Source organism: Burkholderia sp. LK4, assembly GCF_001043615.1.
GTDB lineage: Bacteria > Pseudomonadota > Gammaproteobacteria > Burkholderiales > Burkholderiaceae > Burkholderia > Burkholderia cepacia.
On record NZ_LDUL01000033.1, the window covers coordinates 136,575 to 155,368 of the forward strand.

The following is an 18,794-nucleotide window of genomic DNA, read 5'->3' on the forward strand; positions in this document are numbered from 1 at the left end:
GCCTCATGACGAACGTCCCGCCAGCCGGCGGGACGTTTTTTTTCGGCGTTCGATTACGCGGGCGGAGGCGGCGCATGGTTGGGCGCCGGGTCGGCCACGCTCGACAGGATGCCTTGCTGGACCAGCCAGTCGAACATCTGCTCGACGATCGGCGAGCGCGACGGGCCTTCCATCCGCGACAGCCACCATGTGGTGCCGGGCAGGCGCGGGTAGTCGGCGAGCACGGTCAGCGTGTGCTGGTCGAGGCCGGCCTGCGCGACGAGGCGCGGCAGGCATGCAATGCCGCGGCCGCGCTGCACGGCGTCCAGCACGAGCCGCTGGTCGTCGTAGATCGCCTGCATCCGGAAATCCGACAACTGCTCGCGAAAGACGGTCGCCATGCGCTCGTCGGTCAGGCTCGTTTCGAGGCAGACGAGCCCCGCGTGCCGCGCGTGTTCGGCACGCGGCACGCGGGCGAGCGTCTCGGCCAGCGGCGTTGCGCATACCGTCACCCATTCGTCACGCATGAACGGGATATCGACCAGGCCCGGCTGCAGCATCGGCCGCGTACCGATCGTCATGTCGACGTCGATCTCGTCGACGTAGCGCGCGGTTTCGTCGGTCGACAGCAGCGGGCACAGGTCCGGCAGCGCCTGCTGCAACTGCTCGAGGCGCGGCTGCAGCCAGCCGTGCAGCAACGGCGCCGGACACACCAGCACGACGAGCCCCGGGTTCAGGTAGGTCGCGATGCGGTCGAGCCCGCCGCGCAACGTGTCCATCGCGCGCTGGACGCTGCGCTGCAGGACCTCGCCGGCGATGGTCAGCTCGACGCCGCGGCCGCGCCGGCGGAACAGCGGTTGCCCGAGTTGCGCTTCGAGTTGCTGGATCTGATGGCTGATCGCCGACTGCGACAGGTGCAACTCGTCGGCCGCGCGCGAGAAATTGCCCAGCCGGGCCGCGGCTTCGAAGCCGGTCAGTAGTTTCAGGGACGGAACGCGTTGCATCGAGATATGAGGTGAATTGATTGATTCGGCCAAAAAATATCAATATTCATCAAGTTTAACCTGACGGAAAATCGCTCATCAATCACAACGGAGTCGGATCGATGGGTCGCTTTGATGCTCGCCAGCGCGGTTACCGGATGCCAGCCGAATGGGAATCCATGCACGCGACGTGGCTCGGATGGCCGGTGCTCGACAATCGCGAGGACCTGTGGGGGACGCATTACGCGCAGGTCTGCCGCGAATTCGCGCTGGTCGCGCGCACGATCGCGCGCTATCAGCGCTGCGTGGTCGCGGTGCACCACAGCCAGGCCGACGCCGCGCGCGAACTGGTGGGCCCGAGCGTCGACGTGCTGCCGGTCGCGGCCGAGGACAACTGGCTGCGCGATTGCGGGCCGATCTTCCTCGTAAGCGAACGGCGCGGGCTGGGCGCGGCCGTGTTCCGCTTCAACTGCTGGGGCGAGAAGTACCAGCCGTACGACGGCTGCCAGCAGGCCGGTCAGGACATCGCGCGCGCGGCCGGCGCCGAGATCTTCAATTCGCACATGGTGCTGGAGGGCGGCTCGTTCTACGTCGACGGGCAGGGCACGCTGGTCACGACCGAGAGCTGCCTGCTGCATCCCAACCGCAATCCGCACCTGAGCCGCGCGGAGATCGAGGCGGAATTGCGCCGCATGCTGGGCGTCGAGAAGATCGTGTGGCTGCCGGGCAACCCCGACGAAGTCGAGACGAACGGGCACGTGGACGGCATCGCGTCGTTCATCGCACCCGGCCGGATGCTGTGCCAGACCGCGCTGCCGGAGCAGGGCGACTATTTCCGCGTGATGCGGGAAAACCGCCGCGCGCTGGAGCTCGCGACCGATGCGGCGGGGCGCCGTTTCGAGCTGCTCGACCTGCCGTCGCCGATCGTCAGCGAACGCTTCGGCTCCGAGCGCTACTGCGACTGTTACGCGAACTACATTCTGGTGAACGGCGCGGTGATCGTGACCGCATTCGGCGTCGAGCAGGACGAGGCCGCACGCGACGCATTCAGCCGGGCGTTCCCGACGCGCAAGGTGCAGATGCTGCCGATCCCGACGCTGTCGATCGGCGGCGGCAGCATCCACTGTTCGACGCAGCAGCAGCCGTCCGTCGTGCACTGAGCGACGTCCCGTCAGCGGTTTCCGGTTCCATCGAGGAGCAATCGCAATGCCGTCCAAACACATCACCGTCGCCGCCGTCCAGATGGCGTCGGGCAGCTGGAATCTCGAAGACAACATGGCCACCGCGGAGCGCCTGATCCGCGCGGCCGCCGCGCAGGGCGCGAATCTCGTGCTGTGCCCGGAGCTGTTCGCGATGCCGTACTTCTGCCTCGACCAGAACGTGCGCCATCTCGAACTCGCGCAGCCGTTCGAAGGCAACGCGCAGATCGCCCGGTTCGCGGCGCTGGCCGGCGAACTCGGCGTCGTGCTGCCGATCGGCTTCTTCGAGCGCGCGGGCAATGCCGCGTACAACTCGATCGCCGTGGCGGACGCGGACGGACGCGTGCTCGGCGTCTATCGCAAGACGCATATCCCGGACGGGCCGGGCTATACGGAGAAGTTCTATTTCACACCGGGCGATTCCGGCTTCAAGGTGTGGGATACCCGCTTCGGCCGGATCGGCATCGGCATCTGCTGGGACCAGTGGTATCCGGAGACGGCGCGTTGCCTCGCGCTGATGGGCGCCGAGATCCTGTGCTTTCCGACCATCATCGGCTCGGAGCCGTTCAGCAGTGCGTTCGATTCGTCCGGGCACTGGCAGCGCACGATGCAGGGCCACGCGGCCGCCAACATGGTGCCGGTGGTGGCGGCCAACCGGATTGGCCGCGAAGCCGGCTTCGGCAACGGCAATCCGCAGCAGCAGGGCCTCACCGGCGTGTTCTACGGGTCGAGCTTCATCGCGGATCACACCGGCGAGAAGCTGGCCGAGGCGAACCGCACCGACGAGGCGGTGCTCGTGCACACGTTCGATCTCGACGCGATCCGCGCCGACCGGCAGTCGTGGGGCTTCTTCCGCGATCGCCGCCCGGAGATGTACCGTACGTTGCTGACCAGCGACGGCGTATCGTCCTGCTATCGATGAGGGAGGCGCGATGAGACGGCAAGGATGGTTGTGTGTCGCGGCGCCGGGCCTCGCGCTGTGCGTGCTGGCGGGAACGGCGCGCGCCGACGAAGAGAAAGTGCTGAACCTCTATAACTGGAGCAATTACTTCGCGCCGGATACGCTGGCCGGCTTCGAGAAGGAAACCGGCATCAAGGTGCGCTACGACGCGTACGACAGCGACGAGACGCTGCAGTCGAAGCTGCTGACGGGCAACAGCGGTTACGACCTCGTGTGGCCGACCAACGACTTCATGGCCCGGCAGATCCAGGCGGGTGTGTTTCGCAAGCTCGACAGGAACCGGCTGCCGAACCTGAAGTATCTCGATCCGTCGCTGCTGAAGCAGATGGCGCAGTCCGATCCCGGCAACCGGTACGGCGTGCCGTACATGTGGGGTACCGTGGGCGTCGGCTACGACCGCGCGAAGGTGCGCGCGATCCTCGGCAAGGACATGCCGGCCGACAGCCTCGACCTGCTGTTCAAGCCGGAGATCGCGTCGCGCGTCGCCGCGAAGTGCGGCCTGGGCCTGCAGGACTCCGCGAGCACCGTGCTGCCGCTGGCGCTGCGCTATGTCGGCCGCGATCCGATGCATCCGTCCGCGCAGGACTACGCGGCCGCGCAGGCGATGCTGATGAAGATCCGGCCATTCATCCGCGAGTTCGTGGGTTCGTCCGACGCCAACGAGCTGATCGACGGCGAGCTGTGCGTGACGGTCGGTTTTTCCGGCGCGATCAACCTGGCCGCGCAGAAGGCGAAGGCGCGCGATCCGAAGCGCGACGTCGTGTACGACATTCCGCGGATCGGCACCCTGATGTGGTTCGACGCGATGGTCATTCCGGCCTCCGCGAAACATCCGGATAACGCGCATGCGTTCATCAACTACATCCTGCGTCCGGACGTGATCGCGAAGATCTCGAATTCGACGCGCTACGCGAATGCGAACCAGGGCGCGCTGAAGCTGATGGATCCGGCGCTGGTGCGCGATCCGGGCATCTATCCGGACGAGTCGACGCGGCGTACGCTGTTCACGCCGATCGCCGAATCGCCGGCCGCGATGCGTCTCGAAGGCCGGGCCTGGCTCGGCTTCAAGACGGCTCGACCGTGAGCGTGCGTCACGAAGCCACTGAAACAACGTAAGCAACCTAAGCAATCGAAGCAACCGGCAAGCGAAAGAGGAATGCCATGACAACGAGACGTCAACTGTTGAAACGCGGCCTGTCCGTATCGGGGGCGGCGCTGGCCGCCAGCACGCTGGGCGGGTTGCTCGGCCGCACTGCGCATGCGCAGCAGGGCGTAACCTGGCACATGCCGGATGAAGGCGCGCCGCACACGGCGACATGGATGGCGTTCGGTCCGAGCGAGGACATCTGGGGCGCACGGCTGTTGCCCGTCGCGCGCGCGAACCTGGCCGCGATCGCGAAGGCGATCGCCGCGCACGAGCCGCTCAAGATGCTGGTGCGCGAGCAGGATTATGCGATCGCGTCACGGCTGTGCGGCGCTTCGGTCGAGCTCGTGCAGCAACCGGTCGACGATCTGTGGATGCGCGACACGGGGCCCGTGTTCGTGAAGAACGCGTCGGGCCAGCTCGGCGGCGTGAGCTTCAATTTCAACGGCTGGGGCAACAAGCAGGAGCACGACCAGGACGCGGAAGTCGCGCCGTTCGTGGCGGAGCGCGCCGGCGCGCGGCTGCTCGACACGCGGCTCGTGCTCGAAGGCGGCGGCATCGAGGTGGACGGCGAGGGGACGGCGATCATCACGCGCAGCTGCGTGCTCAATCCGAACCGCAATCCGGGCGTCGGCCAGGCGCAGTGCGAGGCGGAGCTGAGCCGGCTGCTCGGGCTGAAGAAGATCATCTGGTTGCCGGGCATCGCAGGCAAGGACATTACCGACGGGCATACCGACTTTTACGCGCGCTTCACGAGCCCGGGCGTCGTGGTGGCCGGGCTCGACACGGACCCGTCCTCGTACGACCACGCGGTGACGCGGCAGCATCTGGAGATCCTGCGGAAATCCACCGATGCGAAGGGCCGCCCGTTGAAGGTCGTCGTGCTGCCGGGCCCGAAGACCGTTCGGCACCAATACGAGAACGCGGAATTCGCGGCCGGCTATATCAACTTCTACGTGTGCAATCGCGCGGTGATCGCGCCGGAGTTCGGCGACAGCCGCGCCGACCGCAACACGCGCGACACGCTCGTCGACCTGTTTCCGGGGCGCGAGATCATCCAGCTGAACATCGACGGCATCGCCGCAGGCGGCGGCGGCATTCACTGCACCACGCAGCAGCAGCCGGCCTGAGCGCGGTCATGGGCTGGTTTGCGTGACCGGCCCGAACGACCGTTTCGGGCAACGATTCGTTCCGGACTACTGAAAACAATGCGGAATCCGTCTTGCGAGACGGAAGCCGGTGCGCACGCGTGCGCGCCGACCGCGCAATGGAGTTGCAACATGACGAAACAACGTACTCACGAGAACGCCGCCAGGCGTGCGCGGCACACGCCGGATACCGGCCGGCGCGGCTTCATCCGATATTCGGCCGCCTTTCTCGGCTTGCCGCTGCTGGGCAGCCTGGCCGCATGCGGCGGCGGCGACGACGGAGCCTCCGGCACGGCGTCCACGCCGAGCACGACGCCGTCGGCGCGGCAGGCCGTGTACCGGCTGCCGGCCGAAGATGCCCCGCACGCGTCGACCTACATGGCGTTTGCGTCCGGCACGGAAGGCATCTGGATGCCGGTCACGTCGCAGAGCACGGATGCCGGGATCGACCGGGTGCGGGCCGACCTGATGGATGTCGCGAAGGCGATCGGCACAACCGAACCGGTCAACATGCTGGTGCAGCCGGCCGATCTCGACGCGGCCCGCGCGCTGCTCGCGACCGCGAGCGTGGCGAACCCCGATCTGCATGCGCGCTATGCGGCACGCGCCGTGGGTGCGGGCGGGATCAACCTCGTGCCGCTCGCCGACGGCTTCAACGATTTCTGGGTGCGCGACACGGGGTGCCTGTTCGTCAGGGACACCGCGAACGGCAATGCACTGAATGCGATCAGCTTCAATTTCAACGGCTGGGGCAATGCGAACACCGACGGCGCCGGCATGAGTCCGGGCACGATGGTCCCGCCGGCGGTCGCGGCTGCGAGCAACCGGTCGAAGGCGGGCAAGTTCTTCCAGCCGTTCGATCGTGACAGTGCGGTGGCGGGCTGGATGGCGCAGACGAAAGGCGCGAACCTGATCCGCAGCACGTTGACGCTCGAGGGCGGCGCGATCGAGTTCGACGGCGACGCGACGGCGATCCTCACCGAGTCGGCCGTGCTGCACGTGAACCGGAATCCGCAATTGTTCGATATCCCGAACGGTGCGATCGCCAATGCGACGCTGCTGCCGACGGCCCGGGATACCGTCCTGGCCGAACTGCAGCGCACGCTCGGTGTGCGGAAGATCATCTGGCTGCCGGGCACGGCAACCTATCCGCGCGGCAGCGGCGTGGGCGGTGCCGGCGGCGCGGCAACGCCGGCCGGCGAGACCGACATCACGAACGGGCACGTCGATTTCTACGCGCGCTTTCTCGCGCCCGGCGTGGTCGCGTGCTGTTACGACGCGTCGAACTCGACCGGCGAGCGCGCGTTGACGGATGCGAACCGGCAGCGCCTTGCGGGCCAGACCGATGCGAACGGCCGGCCGTTGAAGATCGTCGAGCTGGTGCCGCCGACAATTTTCGGCACGTCCGCCGGGACCACGCTGAACGACCGGCAGATGTCGCACTTCGCGGCCGGCTACATCAATTTCTACACGTGCAACGGGGCGCTCGTGATGCCGAAGTTCAACGACGCGGCGGCCGATGCAGCCGCGGTCGCGGCCGTCCGCCCGTATGCGGGGAACCGGGCGATCGTGCAGGTCGACATCCTCGGCATCGCGTCGGGCGGCGGCGGCATCCATTGCTCGACGCGGGAAGTGCCGGCGTGAGCGTGTCCCGTCATATCGATATGGAAATCGATTCGTTGTCCATCACGCGGGATTTCCGTAATCTGAACCCGTAGTTCGTGTGACACCTCCTTGACTGGGATTCGCGCCCGCTGCGTGCAGCGGGCGTCTTTTTTCGCGTGCCGCCGGCCACGGCGCCACGATCGGTTCCTCCACGGCCGCCGATGCGCGCGGCGTTCGCGCGCGCTCGCTCTCGCCCGACCGGCACACGCGTGTGCCGGCCTGCACCACGATAATGCGTTGCCTGCCGTTCTCGGCCATCCGGATTTCCGGGAATGAACGCCGCGCGTTGTCCCGACGTGCCGCACTACTCAAAACTAAAACGTCGGACACCGGCGCATTGCCTTTTTGCGGATAGCGCCGCTTTCTATTCCAATCACAAATTCCGGTAGTTGGATTGGGTTTTGTCCTGATTTCAGGTATTGAATTAGGACTTTTACGCTGGCCAGAAAGCCTATGTCATGGAGTGGATTGACAGGGGTTTTTATCCATGCTTGAGATATTCACTGGACGCGCTGCCGGGCAGGTGGCGCAGACGTTCCGGCATGGTCTTGTTTCCCGGAAAACCGCTTCGATCGCGGATGTGCCAATAAACTGCCCGAATCCGGCGCTTCGCGAATGCTTTCTGCTCCATCAATTTCTTACTTGTACGATATTAATTTCCAGTTCGGATAAATAGAATTGCGGGGTCGTCAATATTCGAAGGGGAGCGGAACATTCCGTTTCACCGGGAATGACGGCGCGGCCGCCATTTCGCGTCATGCCATTGAAGCAAGTGGCATTGCGCATGTCGGCCGGTATGCCACAAGCCAATCAATCTCATAGGAAAGTGGAAATGAAGATGAAACTTCTTCGGTGCTGGGTTGCGGCCGGTATCGCAAGCGCAGTCCTGGTTCCGACGGTTGCCCATGCATACGACGGGACGATCAAGTTCGAGGGAAGCATCTCGGACGTGACGTGCAACATCAACGGCCAGGCGCCTGGCGTAGACAATATCCGCGAAGTGTCGCTGGGCGACCATATCAACCCCAGCACGTTCGCCACGGCCGGCTCGACGTCCACGCCGGTACCGTTTGCGCTGAATATCGGCGGCAACGCGGGTTGTACCGACGATACCAAGGTCGTGATCGATTTCGACCCGGCATCGGTCAACGTCAATCCGGCCACCGGCAACCTGAAGCTCGTCGGGACGAAACCGGCCGAAGGCGTGGAGATTCAGGTCAGCGACGCCGGCAACGGCAAGGCCGGCAAGATCTGGCTCGGCAAGCCGCAAAACCTGGCGGATGCGCAGGTCGCAACCGTGAAGGACAATACGGCGACGCTGACCTATTCGGCCGCCTACGTGTCGACGGTCGATCAGGCCGCCATCAAGACCGGCTCGGGCAATTCGTTCATCCGCTACACGCTCGCTTACTACTGATCGTTGTTGTCCATGTTCCGTGCCATGATCTTGTCATTTCGTACTATTAATTATGTGGTGACGTGTTGCGTCGTGGCATGGGCTGCCTGCGCCGTGCCGGCGCAGGCAGCGCTTGTATTGAACGGCACGCGTGTGGTTTTCCCGGAACGCGAGCGCGACGTGACGGTGCGCGTCGAAAACACGTCGGAGCAGCCGGTGCTTGCGCAGAGCTGGGTCGACGATGGCCGTGTCGACGTGCCGCCCGAGCAATTGCAGGTGCCTTTCATCGTCGCTCCGTCACTGAAGCGCGTCGAGCCCGGTCGCAGTGCCGTGCTGCGCATCACGCATACGCCGGCATCGCTGCCCGGCGACCGCGAATCGATTTACTGGCTGAACGTACTCGAAGTGCCGGCCGGCCAGAAGGATGCCGGTAACCAGCTGCGGTTCGGATTCCGGACGCGCATCAAACTCTTCTTTCGACCGACGGCGCTCGCCGATGGCGTGGATGCCGCACCCGATCAACTGGTCTGGAAAACGGTCGCGGCAGCGCCTGGCGCGGGCGGCCGCAGGGTCGTGCTCGAGGTTGCCAACCCCACGCCGTATTACGTTTCGTTCGGCAAGGTGGAGAGCGATGCGGGTGGCACGTTCGTATCGGCAGGCGGCGGAATGGTCGCGCCGTTCGACCGCGCGCAGTTCGTTCTGCCGGGTGTTGCGGCATCCACGCGCAAGCCGGCAACCGTGCGGTACATGGTCATCGACGACTACGGCGGCCGCACCACGATAACGAAAAAACTGGAGAACTGAGCAGGGCGTCCGTCCACACCGTATCGAGGCACGATTCAACATGCCGTTTCACGGGTCGATACAACGACCAGTTGATTCGGTATGCGAAAAAACGAAATTCCTCATGCAGAGCTTTTCGGCTATTCCTACCTTGCGCGGCCCGGTACCGGCGCCGCGCTGCCGACCGCGATCGCGTCGGCAGGCGATCGCATCGGCACTGACGCCGGTGGCGGTCGCCGTCGCAAGCGCGGGGCTGCTCGTGGAGCGCGCGGCCGCGGAAATCGCGACGCCGGCGCACGACGGCACCGGCCGCGACACGCCGGTTACGGCGGAGCCGGTATCGCAGGCTGGCGACACGGTCCGCTTCGACGAATCGATGCTGATGCACGGAGCCGGGGCCACACCGATCGACACGACGCCCTACGAGCGTCCGAACGTGCTGACGGAAGGGCAGCGGCGCGTGGATTTCGTCGTCAACGGGCAATGGCGCGGCGTGGAAGAGATCTCGTTCCGGCGCGCCGGCGACGGCCGCGTGCGGCCGTGCTACGACCGTGCGATGCTGCAGCGCGCGGGCGTCGATCTGGCGCGCAGCGAGCGCGGCCAGGATCGCGATGCACCGCCCGAACCGATGCCCGACGGGCTGCTTTGCGAGCCGGTCTCCCGCCATGTTCCGGGGGCCGAGCTGTCGTTCGATCAGGACGAACAGAAGCTGTATCTGGTCGTCCCGCAGTTCTACATGCGGCTCGCGAACCGGAGCACTTACGTCGACCCGTCGACCTGGACGAACGGCGTGCCGGCCGCACTCGTGAACTACAACGCGATGGCGTTTACGACGCGCGCCAGCGGCTACGAGTTCGCGCAGCTCTATACGGGGCTGACGATGGGGGCGAACGCCGGGCCGTTCCGGATTCGCCATACGGGCAATTTCACCTGGTCGCAGCGCGGTGTCGTGCGCTACCAGCGCGGCAACGTCTACGCGCAGACGGATCTGCCTGCATGGCGGGCCCAGTTGCTCGTCGGGGAAAGCTCGACGAGCGGCGATCTGTTCGACGCCGTATCGTTTCGCGGCGTCCAGATCTCGAGCGACGACCGGATGCTGCCCGATACGCTGCGCTACTACGCGCCCGTCGTGCGCGGCGTTGCCCAGTCCAACGCGCGCGTGACGATCCGTCAGCGCGGCTATCTCGTGCATGAGACGACGGTTGCACCGGGCCCGTTCGAGATCGACGACCTGCAGGCGATGAGTTACGGCGGCGACCTGAACGTGACGGTGACCGAAGCGAACGGCGATGCGCACAGCTTCATCGTGCCGTTCGCGACGACGGTCCAGTTGCTGCGGCCGGGGAGCACGCGCTTCAGCGCGATGGCGGGTCGCGCGATCGATTTCGGTTCAGGTAACGGCGGCGGTGCGCAGTATGTCGGCCAGTTCACCGTGCAGCGGGGGATCAACAACCTGGTGACGGCATACGGCGGCGGCGCGTTCACCGGGCGCTACCAGTCGGCGCTGATGGGCATCGCGTTCAATACGCCGATCGGCGGCATCGCGGCCGACGTCACGGTTGCGCGCACGCAGCCGGCCGGCGCCGAGCGGATGAACGGGTCCAGCATCCGCGTGTCGTACAGCAAGAATTTGCCGAACAGCGGCACGAACTTCTCGCTGCTCGCGTATCGCTATTCGACGAAAGGCTATCTCGGCCTGAGCGATGCGCTGCAACTGGCCGGCAGGACGGCCCAGGGGCTGTCGGCCGACTCGTTTCCCCGGTTGCGCAATCGCGTCGATCTCAACATCAGCCAGCAGATCGGGCAGGCCGGCAATGTCTATCTGAACGGCTCGTCGCTCAGTTATTGGGCGGGACGCGGCCAGACGCTCAGCTTCACGCTCGGCTACAGCAAACAGTGGCGTGACGTGACGCTGAGCGCGTCGGTCCAGCGGGTGCGCAACATGTCGGCCGGCATGTCGTCGTTCGGGCGTCCGGAAGGCAACACGCTCGCGAGTGTGAGCGTGTCGATTCCGCTCGACCGGAATGCGCGTCGCGCACCGACGTTCAACACACTCGTCACGCACGACAGCAGCGCGGGCACGAGTGCAATGGCAGGCGTGTCCGGGCGCTTCGGCGAACAGGGCGACGGCTCGTACTCGCTGTCGGCGACCTACGACGGCAGCAACCGTGCGTCGTCGGGCAGTGTCGGTGTCGGCTACCGGATGCCGACGGCGTCGCTCGCGGGCAACTTCGGGATGGGCAGCGGCTACCAGCAGGCGTCGCTCAGTGCGTCGGGCGGGCTGGTCGTGCACCCGGGCGGCGTGACGCCCGGGCCGACGCTGGGCGAGACGGTCGGTGTCGTGCGCGCGCCGGATGCGCAAGGCGCGTCGGTCGGCAATTCGGATGCCAGGGTCAACCGGTTCGGCTACGCGATCGTCCCGAGTCTCGTCCCTTATCAGCTGAACCGGATCGACATCGATCCGAAAGACGTGGCGGACGACGTCGAGATGACGACGGTCTCGCGCAGCGTTGCGCCCCGCGCCGGCGCGGTCGTGATGCTTTCATACGATACGGTGAAGGCGCGCGCGCTGCTGATCGACGCGACAACCGAGGACGGCCGTCCGTTGCCGTTCGCCGCGCGCGCGCTCGATGCACGGACGGGTGCACCGCTCGGGGCAGTCGGCCAGGGCAGTCGCCTGTTCGTGCGCAGCGGCGAGCATGACGGCCGAATCCGGGTCGAGTGGGGCCAGCGACAGGATCAGCAGTGCGCGATCGACTATTCGGTGCCGGCGGAGCAACGCGCGGGCACGGGCTATGTGACGCTCACGCGTGTGTGCCGTTCGCCCGCGTCACTGCCACCGCGGGCCGGGAGGCCGTAGTTCGATGCGCGTCGTTCTCTCCCGTTTCGTGTCGCTCGCGACCCGGTGGCCGCTCATGCCGCGCAACGCGCACATTTTGCGCGGCGCGGTCCGGGCGGCGTTGCTTGCTGCCGCGGCGTCCGTGCCGGCCATCGTTTCCCTCCCCGCATCGGCAGCGCTGTCGGTCGTCGGCACGCGCTTCATTTATTCCGGCGGTGCGCGTGCGCAGACGATCGCCGCCCGCAATCTCGGCAGCACGCCGATCCTCGTTCAGATCTGGCTCGACGACGGCAACGCGAACGCCGATCCGGGCGGGCTTCGCGTGCCCTTCGTCGTCGCGCCGCCGCTTGCGCGGCTCGACCCGCAGCAGGCGCTGGCGGTACGCGTGCGCGCGATGGGCGACGAACTGGCAACGGATCGGGAATCCCGCTTCTGGATCAACCTGCTCGAAGTTCCGCCTGCCGGGCAGGCCGACAACATGCTGCGCATTGCGTACCGGTTGCGCATGAAGCTGCTGTACCGGCCGCGCGGCATCGACGGCGATCCGCGCGACGCACCGGATCGCCTGAGGTGGACGGTGGCGGACGCGCGGGCGCATTCCGTCCTCGTGTCGGTCAACCCGACGCCGTACTACGTGACGCTGACGCGGGTCGTCGTGCAAGGGCGGCCCATCGTGCTGGCCGGCGGCGCGGTCGACGTCGAGCCGTTCGGTCGCACCGAGATTCCGCTCGATGCGCGGTCCGGCCCGCCGGTGGACGACATCCTCTTTGACGCGGTCGACGACGGCGGCCAGTCGCGCGAGCACCGGGGGCGGCTCGATGCGCATTGATCGCCGGTACCCCGGCAAACCGTGCAATACCCGTCCTGCCGGGGATATCGGCAGGGATTCAATCATTACGAGGCAAATCGACAATGAACAAAACCTACGCTCTGGTGTGGAACAGCGGGCAGGGAGTGTGGCAGGTTGCGGGTGAACGCGCGCGTCGCCGAGGCAAGGCATCGACGCGCACCAGGAGGATGCTGGCCGTCGCATGCGTCGCCGGCGGTGCGATGAGCGCCGCGCATGCGTTGCCGGTCGGCGAGAACGTCGTGTCCGGGAGTGCCGACATCCTGCGTTACGACAACGGCCGGCAGATGTCGATCAACCAGCACAGCGACAAGCTGCTGACCGAATGGTCGTCGTTCAACGTCGATGCGGGGCAGCGCGTCAAGTTCAACCAGCCGTCCGCGTCGTCGATCGCGCTGAACCGGGTCGTGGGGCAGCAAGGCAGTGCGATTCACGGCAGCATCGACGCGAACGGCCGCGTGTTTCTCGTCAACCCGAACGGGATCCTGTTCGGCAACGGTGCGCAGGTCAACGTCGGCGGCCTCGTGGCCTCGACGCTCGACATCAAGAATGCCGATTTCGCCGCCGGGAATTATCGGTTCTCCGGCTCGTCGATCGGCAACATACAGAACAGCGGCAGCCTCGTCGCGGCCGAAGGCGGCGCGATTGCGTTGCTCGGCGCGCAGGTCGTGAACCGTGGCGTCGTCCAGGCCCAGATGGGCACCGTGGCGCTCGCCGCGGGCGATGCCATCACGCTGAACTTCGACGGCAGCAAGCTGCTCAACGTGCAGGTCGACGAGCGTGCGGTCGACGCGCTGGCCAGCAACGAGCGTCTGCTCAAGGCCGATGGCGGTCAGGTGCTGATGAGCGCGCGCACCGCCAATGCGCTGTTGCAGACGGTGGTGAACAACCAGGGCGCCATCGAGGCGCGCACGCTCAGGAATTCCGCCGGGCGGATCTCGCTGGACGGTCATGACGCAGGGACGGTCAACGTCGCCGGCACGCTGAACGCCAGCGCGACGACCCCCGGCAACGGCGGCACGATCGACACGCGCGGTGCGGACGTGAAGGTTGCGCTCGGCACGACGGTCGATACCCGTGCCACCAACGGACGCAACGGCGTGTGGCGCATTGCGTCGTCCGACCTGTCGGTCACGCCGGGTGCGAGCCGGCAGGGGACGATCGTCGCCGATACGCTGTCGCGCAACCTGGGGATGACGGATATCGAACTCGTCGCCGAGCAGGGCAAGCTGTCGGTCGACGGCCCGGTGAACTGGGCAACGGGCAATCAGCTGATGCTGACGAGCCGGCAGGGCGACGTCGCGGTGAACGGCGCGCTACGTGCAACGGGCGCGAACGCCGGGGTGGCCATCGACGCGGCACAAGGCGCGCAGATCAACGCGCCGGTCGCGCTGACCGGCGCGAACGCCCGTTTCAAGCTCGACTACGTTGGCACGTATTCGCTCGGCAACAGCGCATCCGTCACGCTGTCCGGTGCGGGCGCAGGGTTCGAGTCGAACGGGTTTCTCCATACGGTGATCCAGACCCTCGCGCAGTTGCAGGCGATCAACGCGAACCTGGGCGGCCTGTACGTGCTCGGCAACGACATCGCCGGCGGCTATTACAACACCACGTTCCAGACGATCGGCGCCGACACGCCGTTCTCCGGTGTGTTCGACGGGCTCGGTCATTCGGTCAGCAGGCTGTCGATTACGAGCGGCAGCCCCTATGCGGGCCTGTTCGGCCTCAATACGGGGCGCATCGCGAACCTCGTGCTGAAATCGTCGAGCGTCGGTGCGGCCGCAGGCCCGGGACCGGTCTCGATCGGTGCGGTGGCTGGCGAGAATCGCGGCGAGATCGCGAACGTCGTCGTGTCGGACAACACGCTGGTGCGAGCCGGTGCGAGCCGCAGCAACGTGCTCGGCGGTCTCGTCGGCATCAACCGCGGCAGCGTGGCGCAATCGTCGTTTACCGGCAGGGTGGAAGGCAACGGCATGACTTACGCCGCGGGTGGTCTCGTCGGCGAGCAGGCGGCACCGGCCGGACGCGCGGAGGACACGACGATATCCGACAGCATGGCGAACGCCACAGTATCGGGTGGCGCACCGAACGCAGCGTCGCTGGGCGGCCTCGTCGGCGTGAACCGCGGGGGCACGATCCGCAATGGCACGAGCCTCGGCTCGACGTCCGCCGCCGGTCTGTCCGGCGTCAACGTTGGCGGTCTGGTCGGCGCGAACCTGGCCGGCGGGATCGTGCAGGGCACGGCTTCCGGACGCACGACGGGCGGCACGGCCGGTACGGCGGGCGGGTTTGTCGGCTACAACGCCGGCACGATCTGGGGGGCGCTTGCAAGCGGCGTGGTCGACGGCAGGTCCGCTCAGGCGATCGGCGGGTTCGTCGGGATGAACCTGGGGTCCGTGACCGGGAGCAAGGCGCTGGGCGCGGTCACCAGCGCGTCGTCCGGCGCAACGGGCGGCTTTGTCGGCATCAACCAGGGCCGCGATGCGCTGATTGACGACGCACAGGCACACGGCACGGTATCCGGCGGGCAGGGCACCGTCGGCGGTTTCGTCGGCAGTCATCTCAACGGGACGATCGCGCATTCGGTCGCGCGTGGCAAGACGACCGGCGGCAACTACAGCAAGACGGGCGGCTTCGCCGGCTACAACGAGAGCGTACTGGCCGACAACGATGCAAGCGGCGATGTATCCGCCGGCATGTATGCGTCGGTGGGCGGCTTTGCCGGTACCAACGCAACGTCGGGCACGCTCGCCGTCGCATCGGCGACCGGCAACGTTCAGGGCAGCACGTCGGGCGTCGTCGGCGGACTCGTCGGTGACAACCTCGGCGAGATCTTCGGCTCGTCGGCGTCGGGCACGGTCAGCGGCGGCTGCCAGGCAACGCTCGGTGGCCTGGTCGGGCTGAACGCGGGGCTGGTCGAGAGCTCGGCGGCAAGCGGTCGCGTCAACAACAGCGCCTATTCGTCGTGGCAGCAGGTCTACGGTGGCCTCGTCGGCGTCAATCGCGGCACGTTCCGGTGGAGCCATGCGGTCGGTGCCGCCGCGCAGCAAAAGATCGCGGGCGTCAACCTCGGTGTGATCGAGCAGTAAGGCATTCGGCGACGGGCGATGCGACGCCCGTCGCCGCTTCAACGGGAGACAGCATGACAACGATACTGCGGCGCGTATGTCGATGGGGGCGCACGCCCGCGCGCTTGTTCAGGGCCGCCGTGTGCGCGGCGTGCGCATGCCATGTCAATGCGGCAACGGCGGGGACGACGGCCGTCGATTGCACGTTCGGCAACGTCCAGGCGACGAGCTGGAGGCAGATCACGCGCCTGACGAACAGCACACCGGTCGGCGCCGTGCTCTATCAGCGCATGGTGTCGCTCACGGTATCGTACAGGTACGGGCCTCAAGGGCCCTACGCGTACGAGCTGGTGAGTGCCGGGCACTGGGAGGTGGGGACGGTCGTTACCGACGGCCTCGCGCGGACGAACGTGGACGGCATCGCGTTGCGCTGGTCGGGTGTCGACAGCGACGGCGAATCGCGCAAGCTGGTGCAGAGTGTCTATCCGACCGCGGTTGCGAAGTCGGCGATCGTCCGCGTGGAGGGGGGCGGGACGTCCGTCGGCAATACGATCATGGTCTATTTCGAGCAGCACCTCATGCTGACCAAGGCGGCGACCTCGTTGCCGGAGGGCGAGATCGTCGTGAACGACCTGCTCGGGACACCGCGCATCACGTTGTACGCGTATACGTTGCCGGAAAACGCCGCGTCGCTCGGCAGCGACGTGATCTTGACCCCACCGCTTCCATCGAACATGTGCAGGCAGTCGATTAGCTATACCGGTGTCGGCAACCTGACGATCGGTGGCGGCGGGGGCATTCCGATACCGAAGCAATGCGAAGTCGAGTCGAACATGATCGTTCCGGTCAATCTCGGCAGAGCGTCGCTCGGTCAGTTCCCGAGCCTGCATGCAACGTCGCAGCCGGTCGATTTCAACATCACGCTCAGCCGGTGCGCGGCGGCGGCGAAACCGACGATCAGCTTCCGCGACAAGGCCGTCCAGCCGAATGCGGACAAGACGCTGCTGCAGCTCAGCGCGCCCGAAGGGCAGGCGACCGCCCGCGGCTTCAACATCGTGATGACGAACGGCCTGACTGGCGAGCGGATCAGCTACGATGAACCGGACAGCGCGAAGCAGTATCCGATGAAGCGCGTCGGCGACACCGCCGTGATGCCGTTGAGCGCGCAGTACATCCGGACCGGCACCGACAGCGAACTCAGGGCCGGCTACGCGGGCGGCGCCGCGGAGTTTACGTTCACGTTTCCGTAACGGCCCCGGCACTGCGCGCATGCGGAGAAGATGCGTGCAGTGGCTTTTTCATCGCGTTACGTGTGGCACAAAGCATCTGTTGCCGGTTCGGATTCGCGACGCGCGCCGATGCGCTGGCGGCTTCGCGGCCTGCACGTTTCGCGATGATCGTCGAGCCGGGCCGCTGCGTTCCCCGGCCTCGCGTCGGGCTGCGGCATTCACGGCTCGACGCGGGAAGATTCCACGAATGCGTGTCCCGTCATATCGATATCGAAATCGATTCGTTGTCCATCACGCGAGATTTCCGCACCCTGAGGGCGTAGTTTGTGTAACACCTCCTTGACTGGGATTCGCGCCCGCTGCGTGCAGCGGGCGTCTTTTTTTGTGCGCGTTGCGTCTCACGTCGGCCCCGGCGGGGTTGGTGGGGTGCGGCGGCTCGCCTATGCTGGTTGCTGCGTGTCCGTGCCGGCGGCCCGCGTGGCTCATGACGAAACCCGCTGAGCAAAGCACCATTTGTTGGTTCGGATTCACCGCACGCGCTGATACGTTAGCGGCTTCGCGACGACACACTCCGTCGCGATGTTCTTCGAACCGGGCCGCCGCGCGATCCGCGGCGGCCTTCATAACAAATCAGGTCGTGCTCATGAAATTCCACACTCTCGCTACGTGGCTCGTCGGGGCTGCGCTCATTACCGCAGGCACCGTCGCGCATGCGGACCGTCTCGACGATATCAAGAAGGCCGGCGTGCTGCGCGTCGCGACGTTCGACAGCAACCCGCCGTTCGGCTATGTCGACGGCAAAAGCAATCACATCGTCGGCCTCGACGTCGACTATGCGAAAGCGCTCGCCGACAAGCTCGGCGTGAAGCTGCAGCTCCAGCCGACCAACCCCGCGAACCGCATTCCGTTCCTGACGTCCGGCAAGGTCGACCTCGTGCTCGCGAACTTCACGATCACCGACGAGCGCGCGAAGCAGGTCGACTTCAGCATCCCGTATTTCTCGTCGGGCCAGCAGTTTCTCGCGAAGAAGGGCGTGCTGAAATCGGCCGACCAGCTGAACGGGCTGCGCGTCGGCGCCGACAAGGGCACGACCAACGAAATCACGCTGCGCGAGAAATTCCCGAAGGCGACGATCGTCGCGTACGACGACACGCCGTTCGCGTTCGCCGCGCTGCGCGCCGGCAACGTGCAGGCGATTACGCAGGACGGCCCGAAGCTGATCGGCCTGCTCGCGAACGTGCCGGACAAGCAGAACTACGAGATTCCGGCGTTCACGATCTCGAACGACTACATGGGCGTCGGCGTGCCGAAAGGCGAGACGCGCCTGCTCGGCTTCGTCAACGACACGCTGAAGGGGCTCGAGGCGAACGGCCGCGCCGTGCAGATCTACGACGCATGGTTCGGGCCGACGACGAAGACGCCGCTCACGCGCATCTTCCGGATCGGCGACAAGACCTGACGGCTCCCGCTCGCGCGCCGCGATCGGCCGGAGCACCGGCCGCGCGGCGCTTTTCGCTTTCATCCGACCGCGCGCGTCGTGCGCGCTTCCCAGC

Annotated in this window: 13 protein-coding genes; 12 read left to right on the plus strand and 1 reads right to left on the minus strand. The window is 66.4% G+C overall.

Annotated features, from left to right (window positions below):
• Positions 1-53: 53 nt before the first annotated feature.
• Positions 54-983, minus strand: coding sequence for a LysR family transcriptional regulator (locus VK92_RS17815; RefSeq protein WP_048020642.1), 930 nt, complete (start codon positions 981-983; stop codon positions 54-56).
• Between the two features lie 101 nt (positions 984-1,084).
• Here VK92_RS17815 and VK92_RS17820 point away from each other — a divergent pair, with 101 nt between their 5' ends.
• The 12 genes from VK92_RS17820 (at position 1,085) to VK92_RS17875 (ending at position 18,700) form a co-directional block, all read left to right on the plus strand.
• Positions 1,085-2,122 (plus strand): agmatine deiminase family protein, encoded by a 1,038-nt coding sequence (locus VK92_RS17820; protein ID WP_048020640.1) that lies wholly within the window; start codon positions 1,085-1,087, stop codon positions 2,120-2,122.
• Between the two features lie 46 nt (positions 2,123-2,168).
• Positions 2,169-3,083 carry an N-carbamoylputrescine amidase gene (aguB, locus tag VK92_RS17825; protein ID WP_048020638.1) on the plus strand — a complete coding sequence of 305 codons (915 nt, stop codon included), beginning with the start codon at positions 2,169-2,171 and terminating at the stop codon, positions 3,081-3,083.
• Between the two features lie 10 nt (positions 3,084-3,093).
• A complete protein-coding gene (locus VK92_RS17830; RefSeq protein ID WP_048020636.1) occupies positions 3,094-4,206 on the plus strand; it encodes a polyamine ABC transporter substrate-binding protein in 1,113 nt (370 codons plus the stop codon).
• A gap of 77 nt (positions 4,207-4,283) precedes the next feature.
• On the plus strand, positions 4,284-5,396 hold the full coding sequence (locus VK92_RS17835) for an agmatine deiminase family protein (RefSeq protein WP_048020634.1): 1,113 nt from the start codon (positions 4,284-4,286) through the stop codon (positions 5,394-5,396).
• 150 nt (positions 5,397-5,546) lie between these two features.
• A complete protein-coding gene (locus tag VK92_RS17840) occupies positions 5,547-7,058 on the plus strand; it encodes an agmatine deiminase family protein (RefSeq protein WP_048020794.1) in 1,512 nt (503 codons plus the stop codon).
• Positions 7,059-7,911: 853 nt separating this feature from the next.
• Positions 7,912-8,496, plus strand: a complete 585-nt coding sequence (locus VK92_RS17845) for a fimbrial protein (RefSeq protein ID WP_048020632.1) — start codon at positions 7,912-7,914, stop codon at positions 8,494-8,496.
• A gap of 12 nt (positions 8,497-8,508) precedes the next feature.
• Entirely contained in the window at positions 8,509-9,279 is a 771-nt protein-coding gene (locus tag VK92_RS17850; protein WP_231616459.1) for a fimbrial biogenesis chaperone, read from the plus strand.
• Positions 9,280-9,484: 205 nt separating this feature from the next.
• Positions 9,485-12,118, plus strand: a complete 2,634-nt coding sequence (locus VK92_RS17855; RefSeq protein WP_231600475.1) for a fimbria/pilus outer membrane usher protein — start codon at positions 9,485-9,487, stop codon at positions 12,116-12,118.
• A 4-nt stretch (positions 12,119-12,122) separates the two neighbouring features.
• The gene (locus VK92_RS17860) at positions 12,123-12,926 is read left to right on the plus strand and encodes a fimbrial biogenesis chaperone (RefSeq protein WP_053076233.1); all 804 of its coding nucleotides are present in this window, start codon (positions 12,123-12,125) and stop codon (positions 12,924-12,926) included.
• 83 nt (positions 12,927-13,009) lie between these two features.
• On the plus strand, positions 13,010-16,033 hold the full coding sequence (locus VK92_RS17865; RefSeq protein ID WP_048020630.1) for a two-partner secretion domain-containing protein: 3,024 nt from the start codon (positions 13,010-13,012) through the stop codon (positions 16,031-16,033).
• A gap of 53 nt (positions 16,034-16,086) precedes the next feature.
• Positions 16,087-17,262 (plus strand): fimbrial protein, encoded by a 1,176-nt coding sequence (locus VK92_RS17870; protein WP_048020628.1) that lies wholly within the window; start codon positions 16,087-16,089, stop codon positions 17,260-17,262.
• Between the two features lie 622 nt (positions 17,263-17,884).
• Positions 17,885-18,700 (plus strand): ABC transporter substrate-binding protein, encoded by an 816-nt coding sequence (locus VK92_RS17875; protein WP_042977678.1) that lies wholly within the window; start codon positions 17,885-17,887, stop codon positions 18,698-18,700.
• Positions 18,701-18,794 lie beyond the last annotated feature (94 nt).